Origin of the sequence: Actinomadura sediminis, from assembly GCF_042675525.1 — a bacterium.
Taxonomy (GTDB): Bacteria; Actinomycetota; Actinomycetes; order Streptosporangiales; family Streptosporangiaceae; genus Spirillospora; species Spirillospora sediminis.
Genome location: NZ_JBHTJA010000002.1, coordinates 83,250 through 105,585 on the forward strand (window position 1 = coordinate 83,250; position 22,336 = coordinate 105,585).

The following is a 22,336-nucleotide window of genomic DNA, read 5'->3' on the forward strand; positions in this document are numbered from 1 at the left end:
CCCTCGTGCTCCCGCCGTGTCCGCAGCGGCCGCCGCGGACCCGGCGGGAGCCGGCACGACAGGCCCATGAACGAGGCCAGAAGGTGAGGAGGGCACTGTGACCGAACCCGTTCTGGAGGTCACCGGCGTCTCCAAGCAGTTCCCGGGAGTCCGCGCGCTCGACGACGTGACCTTCCGGTTGTTCCCGGGAGAGATCCACGCCCTCATGGGGGAGAACGGCGCCGGGAAGTCCACGCTGATCAAGGTCCTCACGGGCGTCCACCAGGCCGACGAGGGCCGGATGACGCTGGACGGCGAGGAGCGGCGGATCCACGACCCGACGCACGCCCAGAGGCTCGGCATCAGCACCGTCTACCAGGAGGTCAACCTCTGCCCCAATCTGTCCGTCGCGGAGAACATCTTCATCGGCCGCGAGCCCCGGAGGTTCGGCCGGATCGACTGGCCGCTGATCAGGCGCAGGTCCGCCGAGCTGCTGTCCCGGCTCGATCTGGACGTCGATGTGGCGGCGCCGCTCGACGCGCAGTCCCTCGCCGTCCAGCAGCTCGTCGCGATCGTGCGGGCCGTCGACCTGGACGCCAAGGTCCTCATCCTGGACGAGCCGACGTCCAGTCTCGACCGCGGCGAGGTGGAACGGCTGTTCGGGGTGATGCGGCGGCTGCGCGAGGACGGCGTGGCGATCCTGTTCGTCTCGCACTTCCTCGACCAGATCTACGAGGTCTGCGACCGGGTCACCGTGCTGCGCAACGGCGGGCTGGTCGGGGAGTACCCGATCGGCGAACTCGGCCGGTTCGACCTGGTGTCGCGGATGACCGGCCGAGAACTGCGCGACCTGGAAGAACTGGAAGAGACCACGCCCGCCATCGAGCGCGGGAAACGGCTGATGTCCCTGGATCGCGCCGGGCGGACCGGCGCGATCGCCCCGGTCGATCTGGAGATCCACGAAGGGGAGATCGTCGGCCTGGCCGGGCTGCTCGGATCGGGACGCTCGGAACTGGCCCGGCTCGCCTTCGGCGCGGAGGCCGCCGACACCGGGCACGTCCGGGTGGGGGAGGAGACCGTTGCGGTGCGGACGCCGCGCGTCGCGATCGCCCACGGCATCGCGTTCTGCCCCGAGGACCGCAAGGGCGACGGCCTGATCATGGACCTGACCGTCGGGGAGAACATCGTCCTCGCCCTCCAGGCGGCCCGCGGGTGGATGCGGCCATTGCCGCCCGGCCGCCGCGACGAACTGGTCGGCGAGTACATCAGGACGCTGCGGATCCAGCCGCCGTCGCCGGGCACGCCGGTCCGCAATCTCAGCGGCGGCAACCAGCAGAAGGTACTGCTCGCGCGGTGGCTCATCACCCGGCCCCGGCTGCTGATCCTGGACGAGCCGACCCGCGGCATCGACGTCGGCGCCAAGACCGAGATCCAGAGGCTCGTCGTGTCCCTCGCCGGCGACGGGATGGGCGTGCTGTTCATCTCCGCGGAGCTGGAAGAGGTCCTGCGGCTCTCGCACAAGGTGGAGGTGCTGCGCGACCGGAGGCTCGTCGCGGAGCTCGCCAACGACGGGTCCCTCACCCCCGAGCGCCTCCTCGCCACGATCGCGGACGGAGCGTCATGAACGTCATGGACCGGGCGAACCTTGCCCATCTGACGAGGCACCGGCTGTTCTGGCCGGTCGCGGTGCTCGTGCTGCTGCTGCTGGTCAACGCAGTGATCACTCCGGACTTCCTCGCCATCAAGGTCCGGCAGGGGCACCTGTACGGCAGCCTGATCGACATCCTGCGGTTCGGCGCGCCGCTGATCATGGTGTCGCTCGGCATGACCGTGGTCATCGCCACCAGGGGCATCGACCTCTCGGTGGGCTCGGTGGTGGCGATCAGCGGTGCGATGGCCTGCTACCTGCTCAGCGGGGGGCACGCGCTGGCCACCGCCCTCGCGGTGAGCCTGGCGCTGTGCCTGGTGCTCGGCCTCTGGAACGGGCTGCTGGTCACCCGGCTGAAGATCCAGCCGATCATCGCGACGCTCATCCTCATGGTCGGCGGGCGCGGCATCGCCCAGCTGATCACCGGCGGGCAGATCATCACGATCGACCAGGACTCGGGGTATTCGACGATCGGCGGCGGCCACCTGCTGGGGCTGCCCGTCGCGGTCCTCATCGTCCTGGCCGCCGTGGCGGCGGCGGCCGTGCTCGTCCGCAGGACCGCGCTCGGGATGCTGCTGGAGTCGGTCGGCGGCAACGCCGAGGCGTCCCGGCTCGTCGGCATCCGCGCGTCTGGGCTGATCATGCTCGGCTACGTGTTCTGCGCCATGTGCGCGGGGGTCGCCGGGTGGATGATCTCCTCGGACGTATCCGCGGCCGACGGCAACAACGCCGGGCTGTGGATCGAGCTCGACGCGATCCTCGCGGTGGTGCTCGGCGGGACCGCGCTCACCGGGGGACGGTTCTCCATCGCGGGCACCGTCGTCGGCGCGCTCATCATCCAGACGCTGGCCACGACGATCTACACCGCCGGGATCCCGCCGCGCACCACGCTCGTGTTCGAGGCCGTCGTCGTCACCATCGTGTTCCTGCTCCAGTCCCCGGCGTTCCGCGCCAAGGTCGGCCGCCGCCGTCCGGGCGGCCCCCTTTCGCCGCCCACGGACCCGCCCTCCGCGGACAAGAAGGTGGAGATGCCCGCATGACCACCGCGCTCGCCCTGCCGGCGGTGCACCGCCGGCACGTCCCGGTCCTCGTGACGCTCGGCCTGTTCGTCCTGGCCTTCGTCACCGGGGCGCTGCGATACGAGAACTTCGGGACCGCGCAGGTCTTCGCCGACCTGTTCATCGACAACGCCTTCCTCCTCGTCGTCGCCATCGGCATGACCTTCGTCATCCTGAGCGGGGGCATCGACCTGTCGGTCGGGTCGGTCGTCGCCCTGTCGGGGATGCTGTGCGCCGTCGGCACGTCAGAGCTCGGCCTGCCCGGCCCGCTGGTGATCCTTTTCGTCCTGCTCGTCGGGACGGTGTTCGGCGCCGCGATGGGCTACGTGATCCACGTCTTCGAGATCCAGCCGTTCATCGCCACGCTCGCCGGGATGTTCCTCGCCCGCGGCCTGTGCTTCACCATCAGCGAGAAACAGATCTCCATCGAGAACGGCTTCTTCGACGCCGTCGCGCTGAACCGGCTGCCCCTGCCGGGCGGCGTCCGTGTCTCCGCGGGAGCGATCATCGCCCTCGTCGTCTTCTCCGTGGCCGTGTACGTCCTGCACTGGACGCGGACCGGGCGCAACGTCTACGCCGTCGGCGGCGGCGAGCAGTCCGCGCTGCTCATGGGCCTGCCCGTCGCCCGAACGAAGATCCAAGTGTACGCCGTCAGCGGGTTCTGCTCCGCCCTCGGCGGCGTCCTGTTCGCCTTCTACACCCTGTCCGGGGACGGCCTGCACGCCGTCGGCATGGAACTGGACGCCATCGCCGCCGTCGTCATCGGCGGCGCCGTCCTGACCGGCGGCTCCGGATACGTGTTCGGCACCCTTCTCGGCGTCCTGGTCCTGGCCGTCATCAAGACCATGCTCACCTTCGAGGGCACGCTCAGTTCCTGGTGGACCCGCATCGCCATCAGCGTCCTGCTGTTCGCGTTCATCGGCCTGCAGCGGCTGGTCGGCACCCGGAGAAAGGCCCGCTCGCCCGAAGGGTAGGCGTGCGGTACAACCGGCCTGCGGGGGCGACGTGCCGGCCGGAACCGCGATGGCGACCCGCCCGCGCCGCCGCCGTCCCGCAGGACGGGGCGACGCGGGCCGGGTCGCTCTAAGGAGTACACCGCGGCCCGCACGGCCGCGGCCTGCCGCGCCCTGGGCGTGGTGCAGTCGATGGGCCGGGTCGGCTGCGCCCTGGACAATGCCGCCGCTGAGGCGTTCGACAGCACCTTGAAGGTCGAGTTCGTCCACCGGCACCGCTTCACCACCCGCGCTGAGGCCCGCATCAAGGTCGCGACCTGGATCGCCGACTTCTACAACACCAGCCGCAGGCACAGCGCCAACGACGGACTCGCCCCGATCACGTTCGAGCGCCAGATGGCAGAAGCACGGAGAGCATCAACGGCCCAGCTCAGGGCTGAAGTGGCATAACAACGTCTCCACGCTTTGAGGGGATCGACACGGCAACAGCGCGATCGCACTGCCCACCGCACGGCTGCTGGTGCGCATCGCCGGCAACACCGATGCGCTCGACGCGATCACCACGTCCGTAGCCGTCACACGCTGGCTTGCCTCGCGCGGCTACCCCTGCGTGGAGCCCGCCGACGTAGATCCGTTCTCTGTCTTCGGACGAGTGGTCTCAATTTGGCGACTCCTGGACGTGGCCGAGGAGCCACCCGGAAGCGGCGCCGAACTCGGCCGACTACTCCGCGAACTACACCGCCAGCCCAACCACCGATCCCCTTGCAGCACCTCACCGACCCGTTCGAGAGCGTGGCGGCGTGCCACGCAAGGGCTACCCGCCGGAGTTCCGTCGCAAGGTGTTGGATCTGGTCGAGGCCGGACGCCCGGCCCGGGAGGTCGCCCGTGATCTAGGGATCAGCGATCAGACTATCTGCACCTGGCGCAAGCAGGATCTGATCGACGAGGGTCAGCTGCCCGGGGTCACGACGACCGAGCAGGCCGAACTGCTGGCCGCCCGTAAGCGGATCCGGGAGCTGGAGACCGAGCTGTCGGTCACCAAGCGGGCGATCGAGCTGGTGCGAGAGGTGGTGCCCCCAAAAGGCGGTTCGAAGCGATCGCGGTGATGGCCAGCGAAGGTCTGCCGGTCCAGGTCGCCTGCCGGGTGCTGGAGGTGTCAGAGTCGGGCTACTTCGCCTGGCGGAGCCGGTCGCCCTCGCCGCGATCGCTGCGGCACGCATGGCTGACCGAGCGGATCCGGCGGATCCACGCCGCCTCTCGTGGCGCCTACGGCGCGCGTCGTGTCCATGCCGAGCTCACCTTGGGCAGCGGCCTGGTCGTGTGGCACGGCACCGTGGAGATGCTGATGCAGCGCGAGGGCATCCGGGGCCTGCCCGGCAGCCGGCGACGCCGTCCGGTCCCACAGGTCCCAACCGCGGCCGATCTGGCCGACCGGGACTTCCACCGGGACGCCCCCAACAAGCTATGGGTCACCGACATCACCGAACACCCCACCCGTGAGGGCAAGGTGTACTGCTGCGTCGTCCTGGACGTCCACTCCCGCCGCGTGGTCGGCTGGTCCATCGACTCCACCCAGACATCCACGCTGGTCACCAACGCGCTCGGCATGGCTATCCAGAACCGCGCCCCGCAGCCGGGCGGGCTGATCCACGCCGATCACGGGGTGCAATTCACCTCCTGGGCGTTCACCCGCCGCGCGCAGGAGTCCGGCCTGGTTCCCTCGATGGGATCGATCGGCGACTGCTTCGACAACGCCGTCATCGAGTCCTTCTGGGGCCGCATGCAAGTCGAACTCCTCAACCGGCAGCGCTGGAAGACCCGCATCGAACTCGCCAACGCGATCTTCGACTACCTCGAGATCTTCCACAACCGGCAACGCCGTCACAGCGCCCTGGGGATGCGCACCCCCATCGAGTACGAGATGCTCTATCCGACCCGCCAACCGGCATGAAGTCCAGCAACGCGACTCCACTCAACACGGGGTACATCAGTCCGGCTGCCGGGGACGGCCGGCTGGCTATCCCTCCGTGAGGCCTGCACGGCCGCGATCGCTCCATCGTCGTGGCGCTCGTCCCTACCGGCGACCGGGTCTGGCATCGGCAGTGCTCATGAACCCTCCACCAGCGCCGGGGAGGGCCCCGTGGGGTCGTCCCGCCCCGGAGAAGAGACGTCTCCCCGACACCTGGCGAACGGTGATGCGGATGAACGCGTCCCGCCGGCCGGGCACCCACGGTCGCGGCAGGAGCCGCGCCAGCCGGTGCGCCTCGGCTTCGGAGGTCACGGCCCGAGCCGGGCCCACGACGGTGACGGACCAGCCCGTTCGGGCGGCGGTGTCGACGTCGTCGATCTCGAACGCGACGATCGCGCCGCGCAGCGCGGCATCGAACTTCGATCCTGGCGCGGTCCGTATGATCAGGGCCTGGTCGCCGTCCATGGCATAGGTGACCGGCAGGATCGCGGGCAGCGCCTGGTCGGTGTAGACCACCCTGCCGACGGCGGCCGACCGCAGCAGCACGAGGCATTCGGCCCGGCTGAGCACCGTGGTATTCGCGCCATCGTTCCTCATGTATCCAGGTTCGCCGCGGCGGTCGGGGGGCATCAGAGGCGAACGTCCCCGGTGAACCGGGCACGGGCGAGCGGAGGTCCTCGGACGGGCCGGACCTTCGGCACCGTGGTCGGCTCCCAGTGGGGTACGAGGCCGGACGAGCGAAGCCGGAAGGCCGATGACTCGATCGGAACGGGAACCCGCCGCGCAGCGGGCCGACGTCGTGAGCGGCGCGCGGATCAGAGTGCGAGCCGGTCCCGTCCGCCGCGGCCACCGGCTCGTCCCGGTGCCGGCGTGGTCCTGCTGGCGATCCGTCGCGAGGCCGAGCAGGAGGGCGGCCGTTTCCTTATCGGTCGGCCCGTGCGGGTGCGCCGGGCGGTGTCGTCGATCTTGCAGGCGACGGCGGTGCCGGTCAGCCGGGGCGCGACGTGGCCGGCGGCCTGACCCTGCGTGTCAAGGGCGACGGCGGCGGCCGTCCCGAGGACGGCCGCCGCAGTGGACTTCGGAACGTGCGGGAACGCGCGAAGGCTCTGGACGGCTCATTCGAGCCCCGGCTGCGCGACGGCGCCGATGCCCGTGGTCGCCACGCGAGGACGAACGTCCTTCTGAGATCGGGGCCAACGCATCTACGGGCGGCAGCGCCCGGAGCGTTGACTGATCAACGTCAGACAGGAGTTCGGGGTTCGAAGGAAAGGCGAGACGACCATGGCTGTCTCCGAGCACGACATCAGCGGGCGCCGGGCTCCGGTGAGCCTGAAGGCGACGGCGGCCGAGCCGCTCACCGAATCGCCCGCCGCACGGTACGTCTGGGCGGCCGCCCGGCTCGCCCTGGGCTGGGTGTTCCTGTGGGCGTTCCTCGACAAGACCTTCGGGCTGGGGCACGAGACCCCCGCCGCCAAGGCGTGGGTCGACGGCGGCAGCCCCACCGAGGGCTTCCTGGCGCACGCCCCCAAGGGCCCGTTCGCCGGGTTCTACAACGACCTGGCCGGGCTGGCCTGGGCCGACTGGCTGTTCATGCTGGGCCTCGCCGGAATCGGCGTCGGCCTGATCCTGGGCATCGGGATGCGCGTCGCGGTCGGCGCCGGTGCGCTGTTGCTGGTCATGATGTGGACCGCCGTGCTGCCCCCGGAGAACAACCCGTTCATGGACGACCACCTGATCTACGCCGTCCTGGCCATCGGGCTCGCCCTCGTCAGCGCCGGCGACACCCTGGGCCTCGGCCGCTGGTGGGCCGAGACCCCGCTGGTCCGGCGGTTCCCCATCCTCAAGTAGCCGCGCGACGGCGAGGAGGGGCGCTCACCACGGTGAGCGCCCCTCCTCCTTTTCCGCGGAGAGCCGGGCCTCTCGGACGATCGAACGGGCGGAGTCCCCCGACATGCTCGTCGAAGAGCACGATCCGGATGGCAGATCGGTCGGCACTGGACAGAGGGAGCCTCCGCAGGAGCCGAGTCGAGAGGGGACGGGATCGAGGTCGATCGTCCCGGGCCGGGTGGGACTTTCGCCTCCGGAAAGGCGCGGGCGCGCGGCCTAGCGTCAAGGGTGAACTGATGGACGTCCGGGAGGAACGGCGATGTCGAATCCGATCGTGGTGGGGATCGATGGCTCCGCGCACGCGTGGCGGGCGTTGGACTGGGCGGCGGACCGCGCCGTCCGTCACGGGCTCGACCTGCGTCTGGTGCACGGGTCGCGCGCCGTGGCCGAAGACGGGCACATCTCACCGCGCGCGCTGCGCCCGCTGGTCGCCGAACGGGAGGACCTGCTCGCCGAGGCCCGCCAGTACGCGCTCAAGATCCATCCCGATCTCCGCATCGAGACGCGGCTGCTGCCGCTCGAGCCGGGACGGGCACTGGTGCGGGAGGGCGAGAACGCCGACATGGTCACGGTGGGGTCGCGCGGCCTCGGCGGCTTCGAGGGCCTGCTGTTCGGGTCCGTCGGCCTGTACACGGCCGCGCATGCCGTCTGCCCCGTCCTGGTGGTGTCGCGTTCGGCCCCCTATCCCGCCGATGCCGCGGCCGAGATCGTGGTCGGCGTCGAGGGCCGCCCCGGCGACGACGCCGCCGTGGAGTGGGCGTTCAAGGAGGCCGCCTCGAAGGGCGCCGACATCCTCGCGCTGCACGCGGTCGGCGGGGAGATCGGATTCCCCCGGTGGCGGGTGATCGAGGACATGGAGTTGTCGCAGGCACTGGCCGGGATGGGGGCGCGGTACCCGGACGTCCCGGTCCGTCCTCTCATCTCGGACCGGACGCCTTCCCAGGCGCTGGTGGAGGCGTCCGAGAAGGCGGGGCTGATCGTGCTGGGCGCGCGTCGCCGCCGAGGCGTGCTCGGGATGGCGCTGGGCCGGGTCAACCACGCCGTGCTGCATCACGCGCGCTGCCCGGTGCTGATCGTGCCCACCGGGGAGTGAATCCGCCCCCTGACCCGCGGCGGCCGCCGCGGGCCAGGGGGCGAGGTCCGCCGCGCGGTCGGGCACGTAAGTGTGCGCGGCGCGCGGCGGGCGTGCGTAGCCCTTCGGGACGGGGCGCGGGGGCTCCACCTCGTGCTACGGGACGGTCGACAGCAGGTGGGCGATCATGTTGATGCGCGCTCGCCGCTTGTCATCGCTCTCCACCACGTACCAGGGCGCCTCGGGGGCGTCTTCCCAGCGGGTCATCGACCCAGGTCCATCAGTGACGGTTTCCAGCGCCGTATCGGGTCGTCGAGGCGGGCGCGGAAGCGGCGTTCCTGCTCTGCCTGGAGGCGTGCGAGCTCGCGCGCGTACACGTCGCGCGGTAGCCGCTTCACCTTGCCCGTCGGCTCGCCCATGGACGTCCTTTCGTTGCGGCGCCCAGAGGACTGCGAGCCCCGAGACGCGGGGGCGATGACGGCCGGCGCCGGCCGATCGATGGGGTTTCAGGCCTCGGCCCGGTCGGCCTCACGACGATGGTCCGTACCGTGCTCGGGGAGACGGCGGCCGGTGATGATCTCCGGGTGGACGCGGATGAAGTGACCGTGCTCGCCGGGCGCCCAGGACCGCAGCGGCAGGTCGCGCAGTGCGGCGAGTTCGGAGGGGTCGGCGACGGCGCGGGCGTGCCCGACCACGACCACCGACCACCCGGTACGCGCGGCCGCGTCGAAGGCGTCGATCTCGAAGGCGACGACGGCGTCGCGGGCCGCGGCGGCCAGCCGGGAGTGCGGGGAGGTGCGGATGACCACGTCGCCGTCGGCGAGAACGAAATTCACCGGCTGCACCGCGGGCAACGCCCGGTCGGTGAAGACGATGCGCCCGAGCGGCGCGGTGGCGAGCAGGGACCGGCACTCCTCGTCGTCGAGGATCTGCAGTCCGCCGTGGTCGAATTGCATACTCTCACTCTGCCGGAGTCCGTGCTTCCGTCGGCAGGGACGAAAGTCCCCGGCTGCCCGAATGCGCCGTCGGCCCACGGGGCAGGGGACGATGTCGCCCGATCGCGCCCCAGGGGCCCGGCCCCGGCGGGACGGCGGGGTCGGTGTACGGGTGGATGGTCAGGGGCGGCCGGTGGTGTCGAGGACGGTCACCCGGGTGACGCCGGGGACCGTGCGGGCGAGCACGTCGGCCAGTCGCCGGGTGGACTCGCCGGTCCGGCCGTGCAAGGTCACGATGCCGTCCTCGACGGTCACCGTCCAGCGTTGCTCCTCGCCGTACTCGGCGAGGAGCGCGGTGACGTCGTCGTGGATGCGGGCGTCGCCGCGGGCGAGGACGGCGATGAGGTCGCGGCGGCTGACGATGCCGGCGAGGGCGGTCCCGTCGAGGACGGGCACGCTCTTGATCCCGGTCTCGATCATCATGTCGGCGAGGGCCGCGGCGTCGGAGTTCGGCCGGGCGGTGCGTACTTCGGTGGTCATGACGTCCTCGACCCGGGGCGGGGGCGGTTCGCTCGCCGCTCGCACGGGGCGCGCGAAGGCGCGCGGGTCGGCTTCGAAGGCTCCGCGCAGCAGATCCATCTCGCTGACGATGCCGACCATGCGCCCGTCGTCGCCGACGACGGGCGCGGCGGTGACGTCGTGCTCGTGCAGGACGCGGATCGCCTGGCGCACGGTGGCGCGCGGGGCGATGGTGACCACGGGCGTCGTCATCACTTCGCGGATCAGCATGGCGCCTCAGATCGCGGGTGCGCGGTGCAGGAATCGGGAGTCGAGCCCGGTGACCTCCAGAATCCGGGCCACGATCGGACGGGCCCGGGTCACGGTGACCGCGCCATCGCACGCTTCGGCCAGGCCGCCGACCAGTTCGAGGGCCGCCAGGCCCGCGGAGTCGCAGAAGCGCAGCCCGGAAGCATCGATCACCACGTTCGGACGCCGGGCGCTGATGACCTCGGCCAGCGCCGTGGCGAAGCGCCGGGCGGTGGCCACGTCGAGTTCACCGGTCACGCGCACCCGTGTCGACGTGGACGTGACGGCCATCACCGCAGTGGTGAGTTCGGGCCCTGCCTCCCGGGTCCCTCTATCCGTTCGCATGCGAGCACCTCCATTGAGTCCTTCCCCGATCGGGGTCCATCCTGTGCGACCGCTCGGCGGCCCGGCAGGGTCCAAGGTCCCGGCCGCCGCTGGACGAGGTCCCGGCCGGCATGTGCCGTGCGGCAGCCGGTGACGCTCGTCCGTGAACGCCGGACGGCGAGACGGTTCGCGCTTCATCGGCATGGCGGGCGATCGTCTTGGCGAGTTCCACGAGGGCGTAGGCGAGCAGCGCTACCGCGACGGAGCCGGACACGTTCGCCACGACGGTGCGGGCCTCGGCCCGGGAGACGCCGCGTACCGCTCCGTGGAAGAGCCTCCGTCCGGCCCCCGGTACGTGTGCCCGGGTATGGGGAGACCATGCGCCGATCGCCGGTGAATGCGGAGGGCGGCGTCCAGGGGGGCCGGTGGCCGGTGTCCGGGGCGGCCAGGCGGTCAGCGGAGCGGGAGGCCGAAGAGGCGGCCCTGGTGGCGCAGTTCGTCGCGGGCGTCGGGGTGGGCGACGTTGTCGACGATCTCCTGTGCCTGGGTGGTGGCGTCGTTGCCCCAGATGGTGGCGGTGCCCTGTTCGCTGACGATGTAGCTGTGCTGGAACGAGGTGACCGGCCCGGACAGGCGGGGGATGACGGTGGAGACGTCCGCGCGGGGGTGCCAGGACGGCAGGGCGATGACGGCGCGGCCGCCGGGGGAGTGCAGGGCTCCGACGACGAAGTCGGTCTGGCCCCCGAAACCGGAGTAGACGGTGCCCCGGACCCGGCCCGCGTTGGCCTGGGCGAACAGGTCGACCTGGAGGGCGGAGTTCACCGAGACCAGCCGGGGCTGCCGGGCGATGAGGCCGGGGTCGTTGGTCTTCTCGGTGCGCAGCATCCGGATGCGCTCATTGCGGTCGGCCCAGTCGTAGAGCTCCCGGCCGCCGAACGCGAACGAGGCGGTGATCGGTGTCGCGGCTTCGAGCGCGCCGGCCCGCTCCAGGGCGAGGACCCCGTCGCTGAACATCTCCGACCAGATGGCCAGGCCGCGCCGATGGTGGAGCGAGGCGAGGACGGCGTCGGGGACGCCGCCGATGCCGAGCTGGAGCGTGGCGTTCTCGGGGACGAGCCCGGCCACCCGGGCGCCGATCTCCAGGGAGGTGTCGCCGGGCGGGCGCGGCACGGGCGTGGCGAGCGGCTCGTCGCACTCGATCGCGAAGTCGACCTCGTCCAGCGGCATCACCGCGTCGCCGTAGGTGTACGGCATCCGTGCGTTGAGCTGGGCGACGACCAGGCCGCCGCGGGCGCGCACGGCCTCGATCGCGGCGGGCAGGACGTTCACCTCGATGCCCAGCGAGACCGTGCCGTTCATCGGTTCGGACGTCTGGACGAGGACGACGTCGGGCGGCAGGGCGCCCTTGAGCAGGTTCGGCACGAGCGAGAGCCGGGAGGGGAAGTAGCGCAGGCCCGGGCGGCCGCGCATCCCGGGACCCACGAACGGGGTTTCCAAGACCACGCCCTCGCGGTCGGGCACGCCCGGCTGGGCGTTGAGCATGAACAGCCGGTACTCCGCCAGAGCGGCGTCGACCACGGCCAGCGCCCGCCACGGCGTGGCGAAGTTGCCGCCGGCGACCACGCGCGGGACGCCGGGCACCCCGGCCAGCACGGCGGCGAGGTCGTCCTCCGAGATCACCCGCATACCCGGCACCCTCCACGTCGTTCGTTCCGATCATCGCACCACCGGCTTGAAGTCACCGGCGCCAGGGGCGCGCGGCGGGGTCGTACGACGCCGGCGTCCGTGCGGCGCCGTCCCGCTCGTGAAGGCTCTGCGACCTCGGCCCGTCCGGTCCCTCGGACGGACCGGCCCGTGGCCGCTCTACCCGTGCATCGGACACGGGCACTTCCGTTCGCCTTCCTGTCGAAGGGCGTACGACCGCCGGCTCGATGCGACGCGGCGGAGGCATGCCGGGCGTCGGGAAGGTTCTCTCCCGTCGTGTACCGGCCAGCTCGCTGATGAGATCGTGGACGGTGAGCAGCCCTGCCAACTCACCCCCGGCGTTGACCACGGACACGTGGTCGGTACCGGTGTCCAGCATCGAACGAGCCGCCGTTCGCACGGAGTCGGCCGGACGAACATGGCCGCCCTGCCCACGGCCGAGCAGTGTCGTGACCGATTCGCCTGCTTTGCTCGGCCCCGACGATTGCGCGTGCCACACGGCGGTGAGCGTGTGAGCGTGCACCGTTCCCAGGAGTGTCCCGTCTTCGTCCAGCACCGGCAGATGGCGGACACCGGCCCGGCACATCAGCTCCCAGGCCGTGAGCAGGGACTCACCTGCGGAGATGGTGATCGGGTCGGCCGTCATCACGTCGGCCACCGTTCGCTCTCCGAGTGGGAGCGGGGCAATCCTCATCGTTTCTCTCCTTCCGAAGGCGCGGGCGGTAAGGATCAGTCGGGCGCGAGACGAGGACGGCGGTGCCAGACATGCTCGGCCCCGTACGGCCGCACGGCCGCCAGCGCCCGTGCCACCGACCCGTCGGGGGCGCCGCTGGTGTCGACCGCGGTGGCCTCCGGCCACGGATCGGCGGCCGCGGCCATGAGGGCGGCGATGGCGGGGTCCGCATCGGACGGTCCCCGCGGCCGGGAACGGAGGCGTTCGGCCGCGACGCTCCGGGGGACCCGGCACTCGATCGCGTGCAGTTCGGCCCGCACGTCACCGGCGAGGTCGGCGGCCAGGTCGCGGTCTTCGCGCGAGGTCCAGGAGGCGTCCAGCACGACGGTCTCGCCCAGCTCCAGCAGGCGTCGGGCCCGGCGGACGAGTTCGGCGTAGGTTCGCTCGCGCCACTCGGCGGTGTAGAGCCCGGTTCCGTACGCGGCCGCGGCGGAGTCGGCGGGCGACAGCCCCGCCAGCTCCTTGCGGACGCGGTCGCTGCTGAGCAGGGTGCAGCCGAGCCGGTCGGCCATCGCGCCGGCGAGGGTGCTCTTGCCGGTGCCCGGCAGCCCGCCGACCAGGACGAGCCCGACGGTCCCCGCGCGCAGGTGGCGCAGGGCGATCTCGGCGAGGGTCCCGGCCTCTGCCGCGGCCGCCGCGTCGCCCTGCGCGTGGCGGAAGCAGGCCACCTTGGCCCGCACGAAGGCGCGGTAGGCGACGTAGTGGTGCCGCAGCGAGGACGGGGCCGGGTCCCCGGCGAACCCGGCGTACCAGTCCGCGAAGCGTTCGGCGAGGTCCGCGGCTCCGAGACGTTCGAGGTCCATGGCCAGGAACGCGGCGTCGTCGAGGCCGTCGAGGAACCGGAGGCGCTCGTCGAACTCCAGGCAGTCGAGGACCCGGGGCCCGTCGTCGAGGCAGAACACGTCACCGGCCAGCAGGTCGCCGTGTCCGTCCACCACGCGCCCTTCGGCGATGCGCGTCTCGAACAGCGGAGCTCGCCCGGCGAGGAAGCGGCGCACGCGTTCCTCGATCTCGAGCGCGTCGCTCGTGTCGATGGAACGGCCGTGGAACGGCCGGGTCTGGTCGAAGCTCTCGGCCCAGCGGCCCAGCAGCGCGTCCCGGGTGCCCTGCTCGGAGATCCGGGGACCGCGCGGTGCCCTGGCGTGCCACTCCGCGAGCAGGCGGGCGGTGGCCCGCAGGGCGTCGTCGACGGGGGCGCGGTCCCGCAGCAGGGTCGACAGCCGCCGGTCCGCGGGCATGCGCCGCATCGTGACCAGGTGGTCGCATACGGCGCCCGCCGGGTCGTGGACGTCGGCGACGCCGAGGTACACGTCGGGGGAGAAGCGCCTGTTGAGACGCACCTCCTCGTGGCAGGCGCGCTCGCGCGCCCGGCGGGTGGTGAAGTCCAGGAATCCTAGATCGACCGGCTTCTTCATCTTGTACGCGCGGTCCCCGATGAAGAACACCGCACCGGAGTGCGTTTCGCTGACCGCGGCGCCCGGGGGGACGGAGTTCATCGCCGTCACGCCCGGGGGAACGCGCCGGGGCGGCCGTCGTCGCGGTCGTAGGAGAGGCGGTCGACGACGTCCACGACGCCCTCGGTCGCGGCGGTGAGCCGGAGGCAGATGGGGATGAGGCTCCTGGCCTCCAGCCGCCCGGACAGGACGACCACGCCTGCGTCGACCCGGACATCGATCCGGGAGGGGTCCTGCCACAGGCCGCGGACGATCACTTCGCGGACGATTTCGTCGCGGGTGTCGTCGTCGGAGCGCAGGAACAGGCGCAGCAGATCGGAGCGCGTCACGATCCCGACCGGCCGGCCGTTCCCGTCGACGACGGGGGCCTGCTTGTGACCGTGCGCGGCCAGGGTTCTGGCGGCCTTCGCGACCGGCGTCCCCGGCTCCAGCGTCACCACCGGCGCGCTCATGAGCCCGGCGGCGTCGGTGGCGGCCGCCTTCGCCCGAGCCGCGCGGTGCCGCCTGCTCTCGAAGCGGGGATGTCCTTCGGTGCCGATGTCCCTGAACTCCTCCTTGCGGAGAAGGTCGGCGTCGGTGACGATGCCGACGACGCGGCGGTCGCCGTCGACGACGGGCACCGCCCTGACGCCGTGATCGTCGAGTGCCGCCACGATCTCGGTGAACGGCGTCTCCTCGGTGACGGCGACGACCTCTCGCGTCATCACGTCGGCGACCTTTCGGTGCTGCATGGTGTCCTCCTCGGTGCCACTTCGACGCTAGGCGGCGGGCGGAAGGCGGGTGAGGGGCGAAGGTCCCCCGCTCGCGAGGCGTTGGTCGGACGGCGGCGGGAACGTGTCGGGCGCCGGCGGCGCCGGCCACCGGCGCCCGACGAAGGAATCACAGGTACGGGTAGTGCTGCGTGAAGAGGTCGTCGGCACCCCACTCCAGTTCGGAGCGCGCGGAGACGACGCCTTCGACACGGCGGATCTCGTGCATCAGGGCGGGGATGCGGGACCGGAGGTCCACCTTCCCGCGGACGGTGACCCGGCCGCGTTCCACGGTCACGTCGATGCCGGCGGGGCCGACGCCCCGGCCGCCGATGTCGGCGAGGACGTCCCGCCTGATCTCCTCATCGGGGCGCTCGTACACGCGCAGGACGTCCGACCGGCTCACGATCCCGACCAGCGCCCCGCTCCGGGGGTCGACGACCGGAAGGCGGCCGACGCGGTGCCTGCGCATCTCCTGCGCGGCGGCCCGCACGGTGGCGTCGGGCGTGGCGGTGCGGGCGGGCGCGGTCATCAGCTCGGCGGCGGTGGCGCCCGCCGCCTTCCTCCATTCGCGATGCCGGCGCGGTGTGGCGAACAGGTGCTCGTTGTCGGCGCCGGTCGGGTCGGCCTCCTTCTGGATCAGATCCGCGGTGGAGACGATGCCGACCGGGCGGCCCTCGGTGGTCACGACGGGGACGGCGTTGACACGGCCGCGCCGGAGCGTCTCGACGATCTCCTTGAACGTGGCCGTTTCCGGGACGCTCACCACATCCGTGGTCATGACCTCTTCGACGGTGGTTTCCATGAACCCTCCTCTGGGGGCGGCCGGGCACGGCCGTTGCGATGGCTCAACGATCGGCCGCCCCGCGCTACCGGGCCACCGACCAAGGTCCCCCGGTGGGCCGTCACTGGTCCTGGCCTCTCCGGCGCCGGGCGGGAGGACCGCCGGCCGCGCCCGTGCGGCCCCGGAAAGCCCGGCGTCCCCGGCGCCTGGACGGCGACACGGGGACGCGGCTGCCGCGGGGTTCAGGCCTTACGGGGCCTGACGACCGCGACGGGACAGTGCGCGTAGTGGACGACGCCGTGACTCACCGAGCCCAGTGCCGGGCCGGAGCGACCGCGCGTCCCGACGACCACGAGATCGGCATGCGCCGACGCTCCGATCAGGGCGTCGACCGGGTGGCTGATGAAGTCGTCCTCGACCACCCCGATGCCGGGACGGCGCTCCCGCCAGGGTGCGAGGAGCTCGGTGAGGTGTTCCCGGTGTGCGCGCCGGACCGCCTGGAGATCCACGCCCGCCTCGACCGCCAGGGGCGCCGGGCGCCAGGCGTGGACGGCCCGCACCCGCGCGCCCCGGGCCGAGGCCGCCGCGAACGCGTACTCCAGGACGGGGGCCGGATCCTCCTTGAGATCGAGCCCGGCGACGACCTCCCCGGACGGACGCTCCTCCGGGCCGCGGACGATGATCACCGGGCCGGGGACGTGCCCGGCCAGGCGCAGACCGGTCGAGCCGAGCAGCAGCCCGGAGAAGCCGCCGAGCCCTCGACTGCCGAGCACCAGCTCGTACGCGCCCTCGGCGAGCGGCGGCAGGCCCGCCGCGACGGTCTCGGCGTGCGCGAGCCGTGCCTCCACCGGCACGTCCGGGTGCTGCTTCGAGACGAGACCGCGGGCCCGTTCCAGGATGCGTTCTCCGTGGCCGGTGGACGGGCGTTCCAGACTCGGCAGGAGCCGGCTGGGAAGCGTGCGGATCCAGGGGACGGCGACGTGCACCACCCGCAGGGGCATGCCCCAACGGGCGGCCTCCGCGGCGGCCCACCGCAGCGCCCGCTCCGACGAGGCCGAGCCGTCGACTCCGACGACGATCGTTTCGGTGACGGACATCGTGGACCCGTCCTTCCTCAGCCGCCCAGCCGGGCGGCGATGAGCAGATCGTGCGCCAGCCGGGCCGCCCTCGCCGCCTCGGTGTCGCGGGGCCCGTCGAGCGGCCGGCCCTCCAGGCCGGCGGCCAGCGCCGCGACCGCCTGCGCGAGGACCGTCACCTGGCCTTCCAGTGCGGCGATCCGCCTCTCCAGCACGGCGGCCGACGTCATGCCGTACCCGGTGGCGATCTGCTTGGTCATTTCGGGCTCCCTCGGTCTCGTGCGCCGCGGCCCGCGGCCGCGGCGTTCCCGCCTTCCACCGCGGGACGGCCCGGCCGGCGTCGGCGCGCGGACCACGCCATCTCGCCACCTCCAGGTCGACGTGCGGTAGATCCGTCTCAAGGCAACGCGGCCGCGGCCGCGGCCAGTAGGGGCGAACGTCCCGCGCCGAGGCACTTCGGACGGTGGCGCCGCGTCGCGGGCGCAGAGCGATGCCCGATGACGGCGAGCTGGAGGACGAGTTCTCCGGCGGGGCGAACGCCGCGGCGCCGGGCGTTCACCCGGGGGACTCGACGCGGGTGCCCGCGCCTCCGGTGAGGAGCGCGGCGACGTCGGTCATGGCCCCGATGGCCGCGTAGGCGCCGGGCCGGTGCGCGGCGAAGCGTGCGGCGGCCTCGGCCTTCGGGCCCATGGAACCCGCGGGCAACCGGAGCCCGCGCAGCTGCCCGGGAGTGGCGTGGGAAAGGGGGCGAGCACGGTCGGTGCCGTAGCCGCGGAAGACCGCGGGCACGTCGGTAAGGAGAAGGAGCGCGTCCGCTTTCAGCCGTTCGGCGATGAGGGCGGCGGTGAGGTCCTTGTCCACCACGGCCTCGACGCCTTCCGGCCCGCCCTGGCCTTCGAGGACGGGCACGCCCCCTCCGCCCGCGGCGATGACGACGCAGCCGGCGTCCAGGAGCCTGCCGATCGTGGGCAGCTCGACGATTCCACGGGGCTCGGGAGAGGCGACGACACGGCGCCAGGCCGTGCCGTCCATCGCCATGTCCCAGGCGTACGCCGCGGCGACGCGTTCGGCCTCCGCGGCCGTGTACCCGCGGCCGACGAACTTGGCGGGGCGGGCGAAGGCCGGGTCGTCCGCCGCCACGACCGTCGTGGTGAGGACGGCGGCGATCTCCCGGTTCGGCACCGCGCGGCGCAGTTCGCGGGCCAGCCAGTAGCCGATCATGCCCTGGGTCTCGGCCCCGAGCACATCGAGGGGGTACGGGCGCGGCAGCTCTCGGTCCGCGGTGCTCTCGGCCGCCAGCAGTCCGATCTGCGGGCCGTTGCCATGCGTGATGAGCAGCTCGTGGCGGTCGGTGAGCGGAGCGAGCGCGCACACCGCCTCGGTGACGTGCGCCGCCTGGGTCTCGGCGTCGTAGGGGTCGCCGCGGCGCAGCAGGGCGTTCCCTCCGAGGGCTGCGACGATCCTCACCGGTCGCCCTCCGGCCGATCGCGCTCCAGCGGGCAGCTCATGCAGCGGGGACCGCCGCGCCCCCGGCCGAGCTCGCCGCCGGGAATGGTGATCACCTCGATGCCGTGGCGGCGGAGCATGGTGTTGGTGGTGACGTTGCGCTCGTACGCGATGACGACGCCGGGCTCGACGGCGAGGACGTTGTCGCCGTCGTCCCATTGCTCCCGTTCGGCCGCGGGCAGGTCCTGCGCGGCGCGGAGCACGCGCACCTCGTCGAGGTCGAGCGCTCGGGCGATGGTCGCGAACAGGGACGTGTTCTCGCTGACACGGACTCGCCCGGCGGGGCCCGGAGTGATCGAGTAGGAGCGCAGCTCGGGCAGTTCGGGGTACACGGCGAAGGCGTCCCGGTCGACCATGGTCATCACGGTGTCCAGGTGCATGAACGCCCGGCGCCGTGGCAGGCGGACCGCGATGACGCGGCGGGCGGCGTCCGCGTCGAAGAGCCTCTCCGCGAGCAGTTCCACGGCCTGCGGGGCGGTGCGCTCGCTCATTCCGACAAGGACGGCCCCGTTGCCGATGACGTGGATGTCGCCGCCCTCGAGACTGGGCAGGGGGACGTCGGCGCCGGGATACCAGACCGGGAAACCGGCGTCGGCGAACATCGGATGGTGGCGGTAGATCGCCGCCAGGTGCAGGGTCTCCCTCCGCCGCGCGGCCCTGGCCATGGAGTGGAGGGAGACCCCGCCACCGATCCAGGCCGAAGGGTCGCGGGTGAACAGGTGGTTCGGCAACGGCGGGAGGACGAAATCCCCGTCGTCGAGAGAGGCGAGCAGCAGGCTGTCCGCGGCCAGGTCGAGGTCGGCCTTGGTCAGCCCGCCGATGAGGTGGCGGGTCAGCAAGGCCGGATCCATGGCGTCCAGAGCGGCCCGTACCGGGCCGGCCAGCGTGGGCCCGAGGGCGAGCTCGGAAGCGGTGCGGTCCAGGACGTGGGCACGGCCCTGATCGAGCTTGACCGTTTCGGCCAGCAGGTCGGTCAGGTAGTGGACCTGGACGCCGCGCTCGCGGAGCGTGTCCGCGAAGACGTCATGCTCCTGCCTGGCACGCCGGGCCCAGAGGATCTCGTCGAACAGCAGCTCGTCCTTGTTGCCGGGGGTCAGGCGCTGCAGTTCCAGCCCGGGCCGGTGCAGCAGCACCTGCCGCAGACGCCCGGTTTCTGAGGAGACGGTGAACATTGGGGTTCCTTTCTCAAGCCGCCTGGGCCGGCGGCCTCGGCGCATCGGGGGCACCGGGCTCCTGCGCGACGGTGTGCAGGTCGTGGGCGTCGCGGTACTTCAGCCAGGCGTAGACCGGCATCCCGGCAAGGAGCAGCAGCGTGCCCTTGTAGACGACCTCGTAGCCGGACCCGGCGATCGCCCACACCGAGTAGCCGAAGGCGACCACGGCGATCGCGGCGCTTCCCGCGAGTCGACGTCCGGAGAAGGCGGCCCGGTCGGTGGCCAGCAGCACCAGCTGCGCCACGGCCGAATAGGCGTACGGAATGAGGGTGGTCAGCGTGGCCAGAAGGACCACGAAGGTGAACTGGTCGACCAGGCTCGCGTTGTAGTTCATCGCCATCAACCCGGTGACCAGCACGCTGGAGACGACCAGCCCGGTGACCGGGGTGCCGTTCCGGCTCGTGCGCGCGAACAGGCGGGGGAACAGCCCGTCGCGGGCTGCGGCGTACGGAACCTTGCCCTGGAGGAGGATCCAGCCGTTCAGGGCGCCGAACGCGCTGACGGCCGCGCCCGCGGCGACCAGGTCGGCGGCCCAGCCCCCGAACGCGGCGTCCGCGGCGTCGGCGAACGGTGCGGTCGAGGCGGCCAGAACCCCGGCGGGAACCAGGCCCATGACGGCGATCGTGCAGAGAATGTAGACGACGGCCGTGACCACGGTCCCCGCGACGGTGGCGCGCGGGATGGTGGTGCGCGGATTGCGGACGTCCTCGGCGGGGACGGTGGCCGACTCCAGCCCGATGAAGGCCCACAGGGTCAGCGCGGCCGCCGCGGTCACGGCGGAGAAGGCGCTGCCGCCGCTGGCGTTGAAGGGGCCGAAGTTGTCGGCCTGGATGAAGAACAGACCGCCGATCGCGATGAGCAGGAGCGGTACGAGCTTGAGCACCGTCGTGACGCCCTGCACCAGGCCTCCCTGCCGCACGCCCGAGGCGTTGACGGCGGTGAGGCTCCAGATGGCGGCGAGCGCGACACCGGCCGCCAGAACCTTGTTCGTGGCCAGTTCGGCCCAGAAGTGGGCCAGGTAACCGACGAACGCGACCGCGATCGCGGCGTTGCCGGCCCAGACCGCGATCCAGTAGCCCCATGCCGTCTGGAAGCCCACGAAGTCACCGAACGCCCGGCGGGCGTAGGCGTACGGCCCGCCGGTCCTGGGGTATGCGCGGCCGAGCCGCGCGAACACCAAGGCGAGCGCGATGGCCCCCATGGCGGTGAACGTCCAGGCGATGATGCTGATCGGACCGAACTCGGCGAGCGCGCTGGGCAGCAGGAAGACGCCCGAACCGATCATGTTGCCCACGACCAGTGCGGACGCCGTCCAGAATCCCAGGCCCCGGCGGGGGGATCTGTCGTGCATGGCGTGCCTCCTCGCAGGACGCGGGCGTAGGCCGCGTCGTCGCATCGAGAAGATCACTGATGGTCGAACCGGCGGGCCGGGCTTGAGGCCCGGATGGTGCGGACGAAAGTCATCGGGCCGGTGGGCCGTAAGTCAGCGATCCCCTGTGTCGCAGGCCGTCGGGGGAGGTGTCTCCGAGACTGCGGACGGAGGACGGAGTGCGCGGGCACGCCCGAACGGACCGACCGGCCGATTCCGACGTGGGGCATGCGAAGAGGGCACCGGGCGGAGCCACGGTGCCCTTTCACGTGGTCGGCTCCGGCCGTGGCCGGGTGCCGTCCCCGCGCCGCAGGCCGGGACCGGGACGGTTCGTCCGGAAACGTGCCCGGCCGGACGCGTCAGGTCGGGCGAGGAGTCAGAATTCCTCGTTCTTCGGAGCCGCGGCCTTGAGGCGGGCGGCGTAGGCGGCGGCCTGGGTACGCCGGTGGATGCCGAGCTTGGCGAAGAGGTTGGAGACATAGTTCTTGACCGTCTTCTCGGCCAGGAACATGCGTTCGCCGATCTGCCGGTTGGTGAGCCCCTCACCGATGAGTTCGAAGATCTGGCGTTCTTGGGCGGTGAGGACCTGCAGGGGGTCCTCCTTGCGCTCTTGCCGTTCGCGGACGCGCTGGAGCATGCGCGCGGTGGAGCGCGGGTCCAGCAGGGATTGGCCGGAGGCGACGGTGCGGACGGCGCCGACGAGGTCGGAGCCGTGGATCTGCTTGAGGACGTAGCCGCTCGCACCGGCCATGACGGCGTCGAACAGAGCGTCCTCGTCGTCGAACGAGGTGAGCATCAGGCAGGCGAGGTCGGGCATGGCCGAACGGAGCTCGCGGCACACGGTGATGCCGTCGCCGTCGGGCAGCCGGACGTCGAGGACGGCGACGTGGGGCCGGGCGGCGGGAATGCGGGCGAGCGCGTGGTCCGCGGTCCCGGCCTCGCCGACCACCTCGATGTCGTCCTCGGCGGACAGCAGGGCGGCCACCCCGCGCCGGACCACCTCGTGGTCGTCCATCAGGAATACCCGGATGGCGTCACCGCTGTCCCGCGCCAGGTCGGTCATGATCCCGTTCCCCTTGATCCTCATTGGTGATGGAATCGACCTTAGTTGGTGA

General features: G+C 72.1%; 25 protein-coding genes and 1 pseudogene. 9 read left to right on the forward strand and 17 right to left on the reverse strand.

Annotated elements, in window-relative coordinates:
- Positions 1–97: 97 nt before the first annotated feature.
- From ACFQ11_RS02080 to ACFQ11_RS02105, 6 genes and pseudogenes are all read left to right on the forward strand, one after another.
- Positions 98–1,603 (forward strand): sugar ABC transporter ATP-binding protein, encoded by a 1,506-nt coding sequence (locus tag ACFQ11_RS02080; protein WP_378295992.1) that lies wholly within the window; start codon positions 98–100, stop codon positions 1,601–1,603.
- Positions 1,600–2,667 carry an ABC transporter permease gene (locus tag ACFQ11_RS02085; RefSeq protein ID WP_378295993.1) on the forward strand — a complete coding sequence of 356 codons (1,068 nt, stop codon included), beginning with the start codon at positions 1,600–1,602 and terminating at the stop codon, positions 2,665–2,667. Before ACFQ11_RS02080 ends, ACFQ11_RS02085 begins: the two co-directional genes overlap by 4 nt.
- Positions 2,664–3,659: a galactofuranose ABC transporter, permease protein YjfF gene (gene yjfF / locus ACFQ11_RS02090; RefSeq protein ID WP_378295994.1), complete on the forward strand. Its 996-nt coding sequence runs from the start codon at positions 2,664–2,666 to the stop codon at positions 3,657–3,659. The genes ACFQ11_RS02085 and yjfF overlap by 4 nt, the downstream gene beginning before the upstream one ends.
- Positions 3,660–3,818: 159 nt before the next feature.
- Positions 3,819–4,088 (forward strand): integrase core domain-containing protein, encoded by a 270-nt coding sequence (locus ACFQ11_RS02095; protein WP_378295995.1) that lies wholly within the window; start codon positions 3,819–3,821, stop codon positions 4,086–4,088.
- A gap of 70 nt (positions 4,089–4,158) precedes the next feature.
- On the forward strand, positions 4,159–4,527 hold the full coding sequence (locus ACFQ11_RS02100) for a hypothetical protein (protein WP_378295996.1): 369 nt from the start codon (positions 4,159–4,161) through the stop codon (positions 4,525–4,527).
- Positions 4,439–5,589 (forward strand): annotated as a pseudogene (locus ACFQ11_RS02105) (IS3 family transposase). The gene ACFQ11_RS02100 and the pseudogene ACFQ11_RS02105 overlap by 89 nt, the downstream one beginning before the upstream one ends.
- 123 nt (positions 5,590–5,712) lie before the next feature.
- On the opposite strand, the gene ACFQ11_RS02110 reads toward ACFQ11_RS02105, so the two are convergent.
- On the reverse strand, positions 5,713–6,204 hold the full coding sequence (locus ACFQ11_RS02110; protein WP_378295997.1) for a pyridoxamine 5'-phosphate oxidase family protein: 492 nt from the start codon (positions 6,202–6,204) through the stop codon (positions 5,713–5,715).
- A gap of 273 nt (positions 6,205–6,477) precedes the next feature.
- On the opposite strand from ACFQ11_RS02110, the gene ACFQ11_RS02115 reads away from it, so the two are divergent.
- From ACFQ11_RS02115 to ACFQ11_RS02125, 3 genes are all read left to right on the forward strand, one after another.
- On the forward strand, positions 6,478–6,627 hold the full coding sequence (locus ACFQ11_RS02115) for a hypothetical protein (protein WP_378295998.1): 150 nt from the start codon (positions 6,478–6,480) through the stop codon (positions 6,625–6,627).
- Positions 6,628–6,888: 261 nt separating this feature from the next.
- A complete protein-coding gene (locus ACFQ11_RS02120; protein ID WP_378295999.1) occupies positions 6,889–7,455 on the forward strand; it encodes a hypothetical protein in 567 nt (188 codons plus the stop codon).
- Positions 7,456–7,753: 298 nt separating this feature from the next.
- Positions 7,754–8,587: a universal stress protein gene (locus ACFQ11_RS02125; RefSeq protein WP_378296000.1), complete on the forward strand. Its 834-nt coding sequence runs from the start codon at positions 7,754–7,756 to the stop codon at positions 8,585–8,587.
- Between the two features lie 135 nt (positions 8,588–8,722).
- On the opposite strand, the gene ACFQ11_RS02130 is transcribed toward ACFQ11_RS02125, so the two are convergent.
- The 16 genes from ACFQ11_RS02130 to ACFQ11_RS02205 form a co-directional block, all read right to left on the reverse strand.
- Positions 8,723–8,833 carry a hypothetical protein gene (locus tag ACFQ11_RS02130; RefSeq protein WP_378296001.1) on the reverse strand — a complete coding sequence of 37 codons (111 nt, stop codon included), beginning with the start codon at positions 8,831–8,833 and terminating at the stop codon, positions 8,723–8,725.
- The gene (locus ACFQ11_RS02135; protein WP_378296002.1) at positions 8,830–8,985 is read right to left on the reverse strand and encodes a hypothetical protein; all 156 of its coding nucleotides are present in this window, start codon (positions 8,983–8,985) and stop codon (positions 8,830–8,832) included. Before ACFQ11_RS02135 ends, ACFQ11_RS02130 begins: the two co-directional genes overlap by 4 nt.
- Before the next feature lie 87 nt (positions 8,986–9,072).
- Entirely contained in the window at positions 9,073–9,522 is a 450-nt protein-coding gene (locus ACFQ11_RS02140) for a pyridoxamine 5'-phosphate oxidase family protein (RefSeq protein WP_378296003.1), read from the reverse strand.
- Positions 9,523–9,681: 159 nt separating this feature from the next.
- The gene (locus tag ACFQ11_RS02145; RefSeq protein ID WP_378296004.1) at positions 9,682–10,290 is read right to left on the reverse strand and encodes a CBS domain-containing protein; all 609 of its coding nucleotides are present in this window, start codon (positions 10,288–10,290) and stop codon (positions 9,682–9,684) included.
- A gap of 6 nt (positions 10,291–10,296) precedes the next feature.
- Positions 10,297–10,599: an STAS domain-containing protein gene (locus ACFQ11_RS02150; protein ID WP_378296005.1), complete on the reverse strand. Its 303-nt coding sequence runs from the start codon at positions 10,597–10,599 to the stop codon at positions 10,297–10,299.
- A gap of 486 nt (positions 10,600–11,085) precedes the next feature.
- A complete protein-coding gene (locus tag ACFQ11_RS02155; protein ID WP_378296006.1) occupies positions 11,086–12,318 on the reverse strand; it encodes an acetyl-CoA hydrolase/transferase family protein in 1,233 nt (410 codons plus the stop codon).
- 52 nt (positions 12,319–12,370) lie between these two features.
- The gene (locus ACFQ11_RS02160) at positions 12,371–12,994 is read right to left on the reverse strand and encodes a CBS domain-containing protein (RefSeq protein ID WP_378296007.1); all 624 of its coding nucleotides are present in this window, start codon (positions 12,992–12,994) and stop codon (positions 12,371–12,373) included.
- 71 nt (positions 12,995–13,065) lie between these two features.
- Positions 13,066–14,565 carry a bifunctional aminoglycoside phosphotransferase/ATP-binding protein gene (locus tag ACFQ11_RS02165; protein WP_378296008.1) on the reverse strand — a complete coding sequence of 500 codons (1,500 nt, stop codon included), beginning with the start codon at positions 14,563–14,565 and terminating at the stop codon, positions 13,066–13,068.
- Between the two features lie 5 nt (positions 14,566–14,570).
- Positions 14,571–15,254 carry a CBS domain-containing protein gene (locus ACFQ11_RS02170; protein ID WP_378296009.1) on the reverse strand — a complete coding sequence of 228 codons (684 nt, stop codon included), beginning with the start codon at positions 15,252–15,254 and terminating at the stop codon, positions 14,571–14,573.
- Positions 15,255–15,402: 148 nt separating this feature from the next.
- Complete coding sequence (locus tag ACFQ11_RS02175) at positions 15,403–16,077, reverse strand: CBS domain-containing protein (RefSeq protein WP_378296011.1); 675 nt, start codon at positions 16,075–16,077, stop codon at positions 15,403–15,405.
- Positions 16,078–16,298: 221 nt separating this feature from the next.
- On the reverse strand, positions 16,299–17,153 hold the full coding sequence (locus tag ACFQ11_RS02180; protein ID WP_378296012.1) for a universal stress protein: 855 nt from the start codon (positions 17,151–17,153) through the stop codon (positions 16,299–16,301).
- A gap of 17 nt (positions 17,154–17,170) precedes the next feature.
- On the reverse strand, positions 17,171–17,392 hold the full coding sequence (locus ACFQ11_RS02185; RefSeq protein WP_378296013.1) for a hypothetical protein: 222 nt from the start codon (positions 17,390–17,392) through the stop codon (positions 17,171–17,173).
- A gap of 295 nt (positions 17,393–17,687) precedes the next feature.
- Positions 17,688–18,599 carry a carbamate kinase gene (locus tag ACFQ11_RS02190; RefSeq protein ID WP_378296014.1) on the reverse strand — a complete coding sequence of 304 codons (912 nt, stop codon included), beginning with the start codon at positions 18,597–18,599 and terminating at the stop codon, positions 17,688–17,690.
- Positions 18,596–19,810 carry an arginine deiminase gene (locus ACFQ11_RS02195; RefSeq protein ID WP_378296015.1) on the reverse strand — a complete coding sequence of 405 codons (1,215 nt, stop codon included), beginning with the start codon at positions 19,808–19,810 and terminating at the stop codon, positions 18,596–18,598. Before ACFQ11_RS02195 ends, ACFQ11_RS02190 begins: the two co-directional genes overlap by 4 nt.
- Positions 19,811–19,823: 13 nt before the next feature.
- Positions 19,824–21,203, reverse strand: a complete 1,380-nt coding sequence (locus ACFQ11_RS02200) for an amino acid permease (protein WP_378296016.1) — start codon at positions 21,201–21,203, stop codon at positions 19,824–19,826.
- Between the two features lie 394 nt (positions 21,204–21,597).
- Complete coding sequence (locus tag ACFQ11_RS02205) at positions 21,598–22,308, reverse strand: response regulator transcription factor (RefSeq protein ID WP_378296017.1); 711 nt, start codon at positions 22,306–22,308, stop codon at positions 21,598–21,600.
- Positions 22,309–22,336 lie beyond the last annotated feature (28 nt).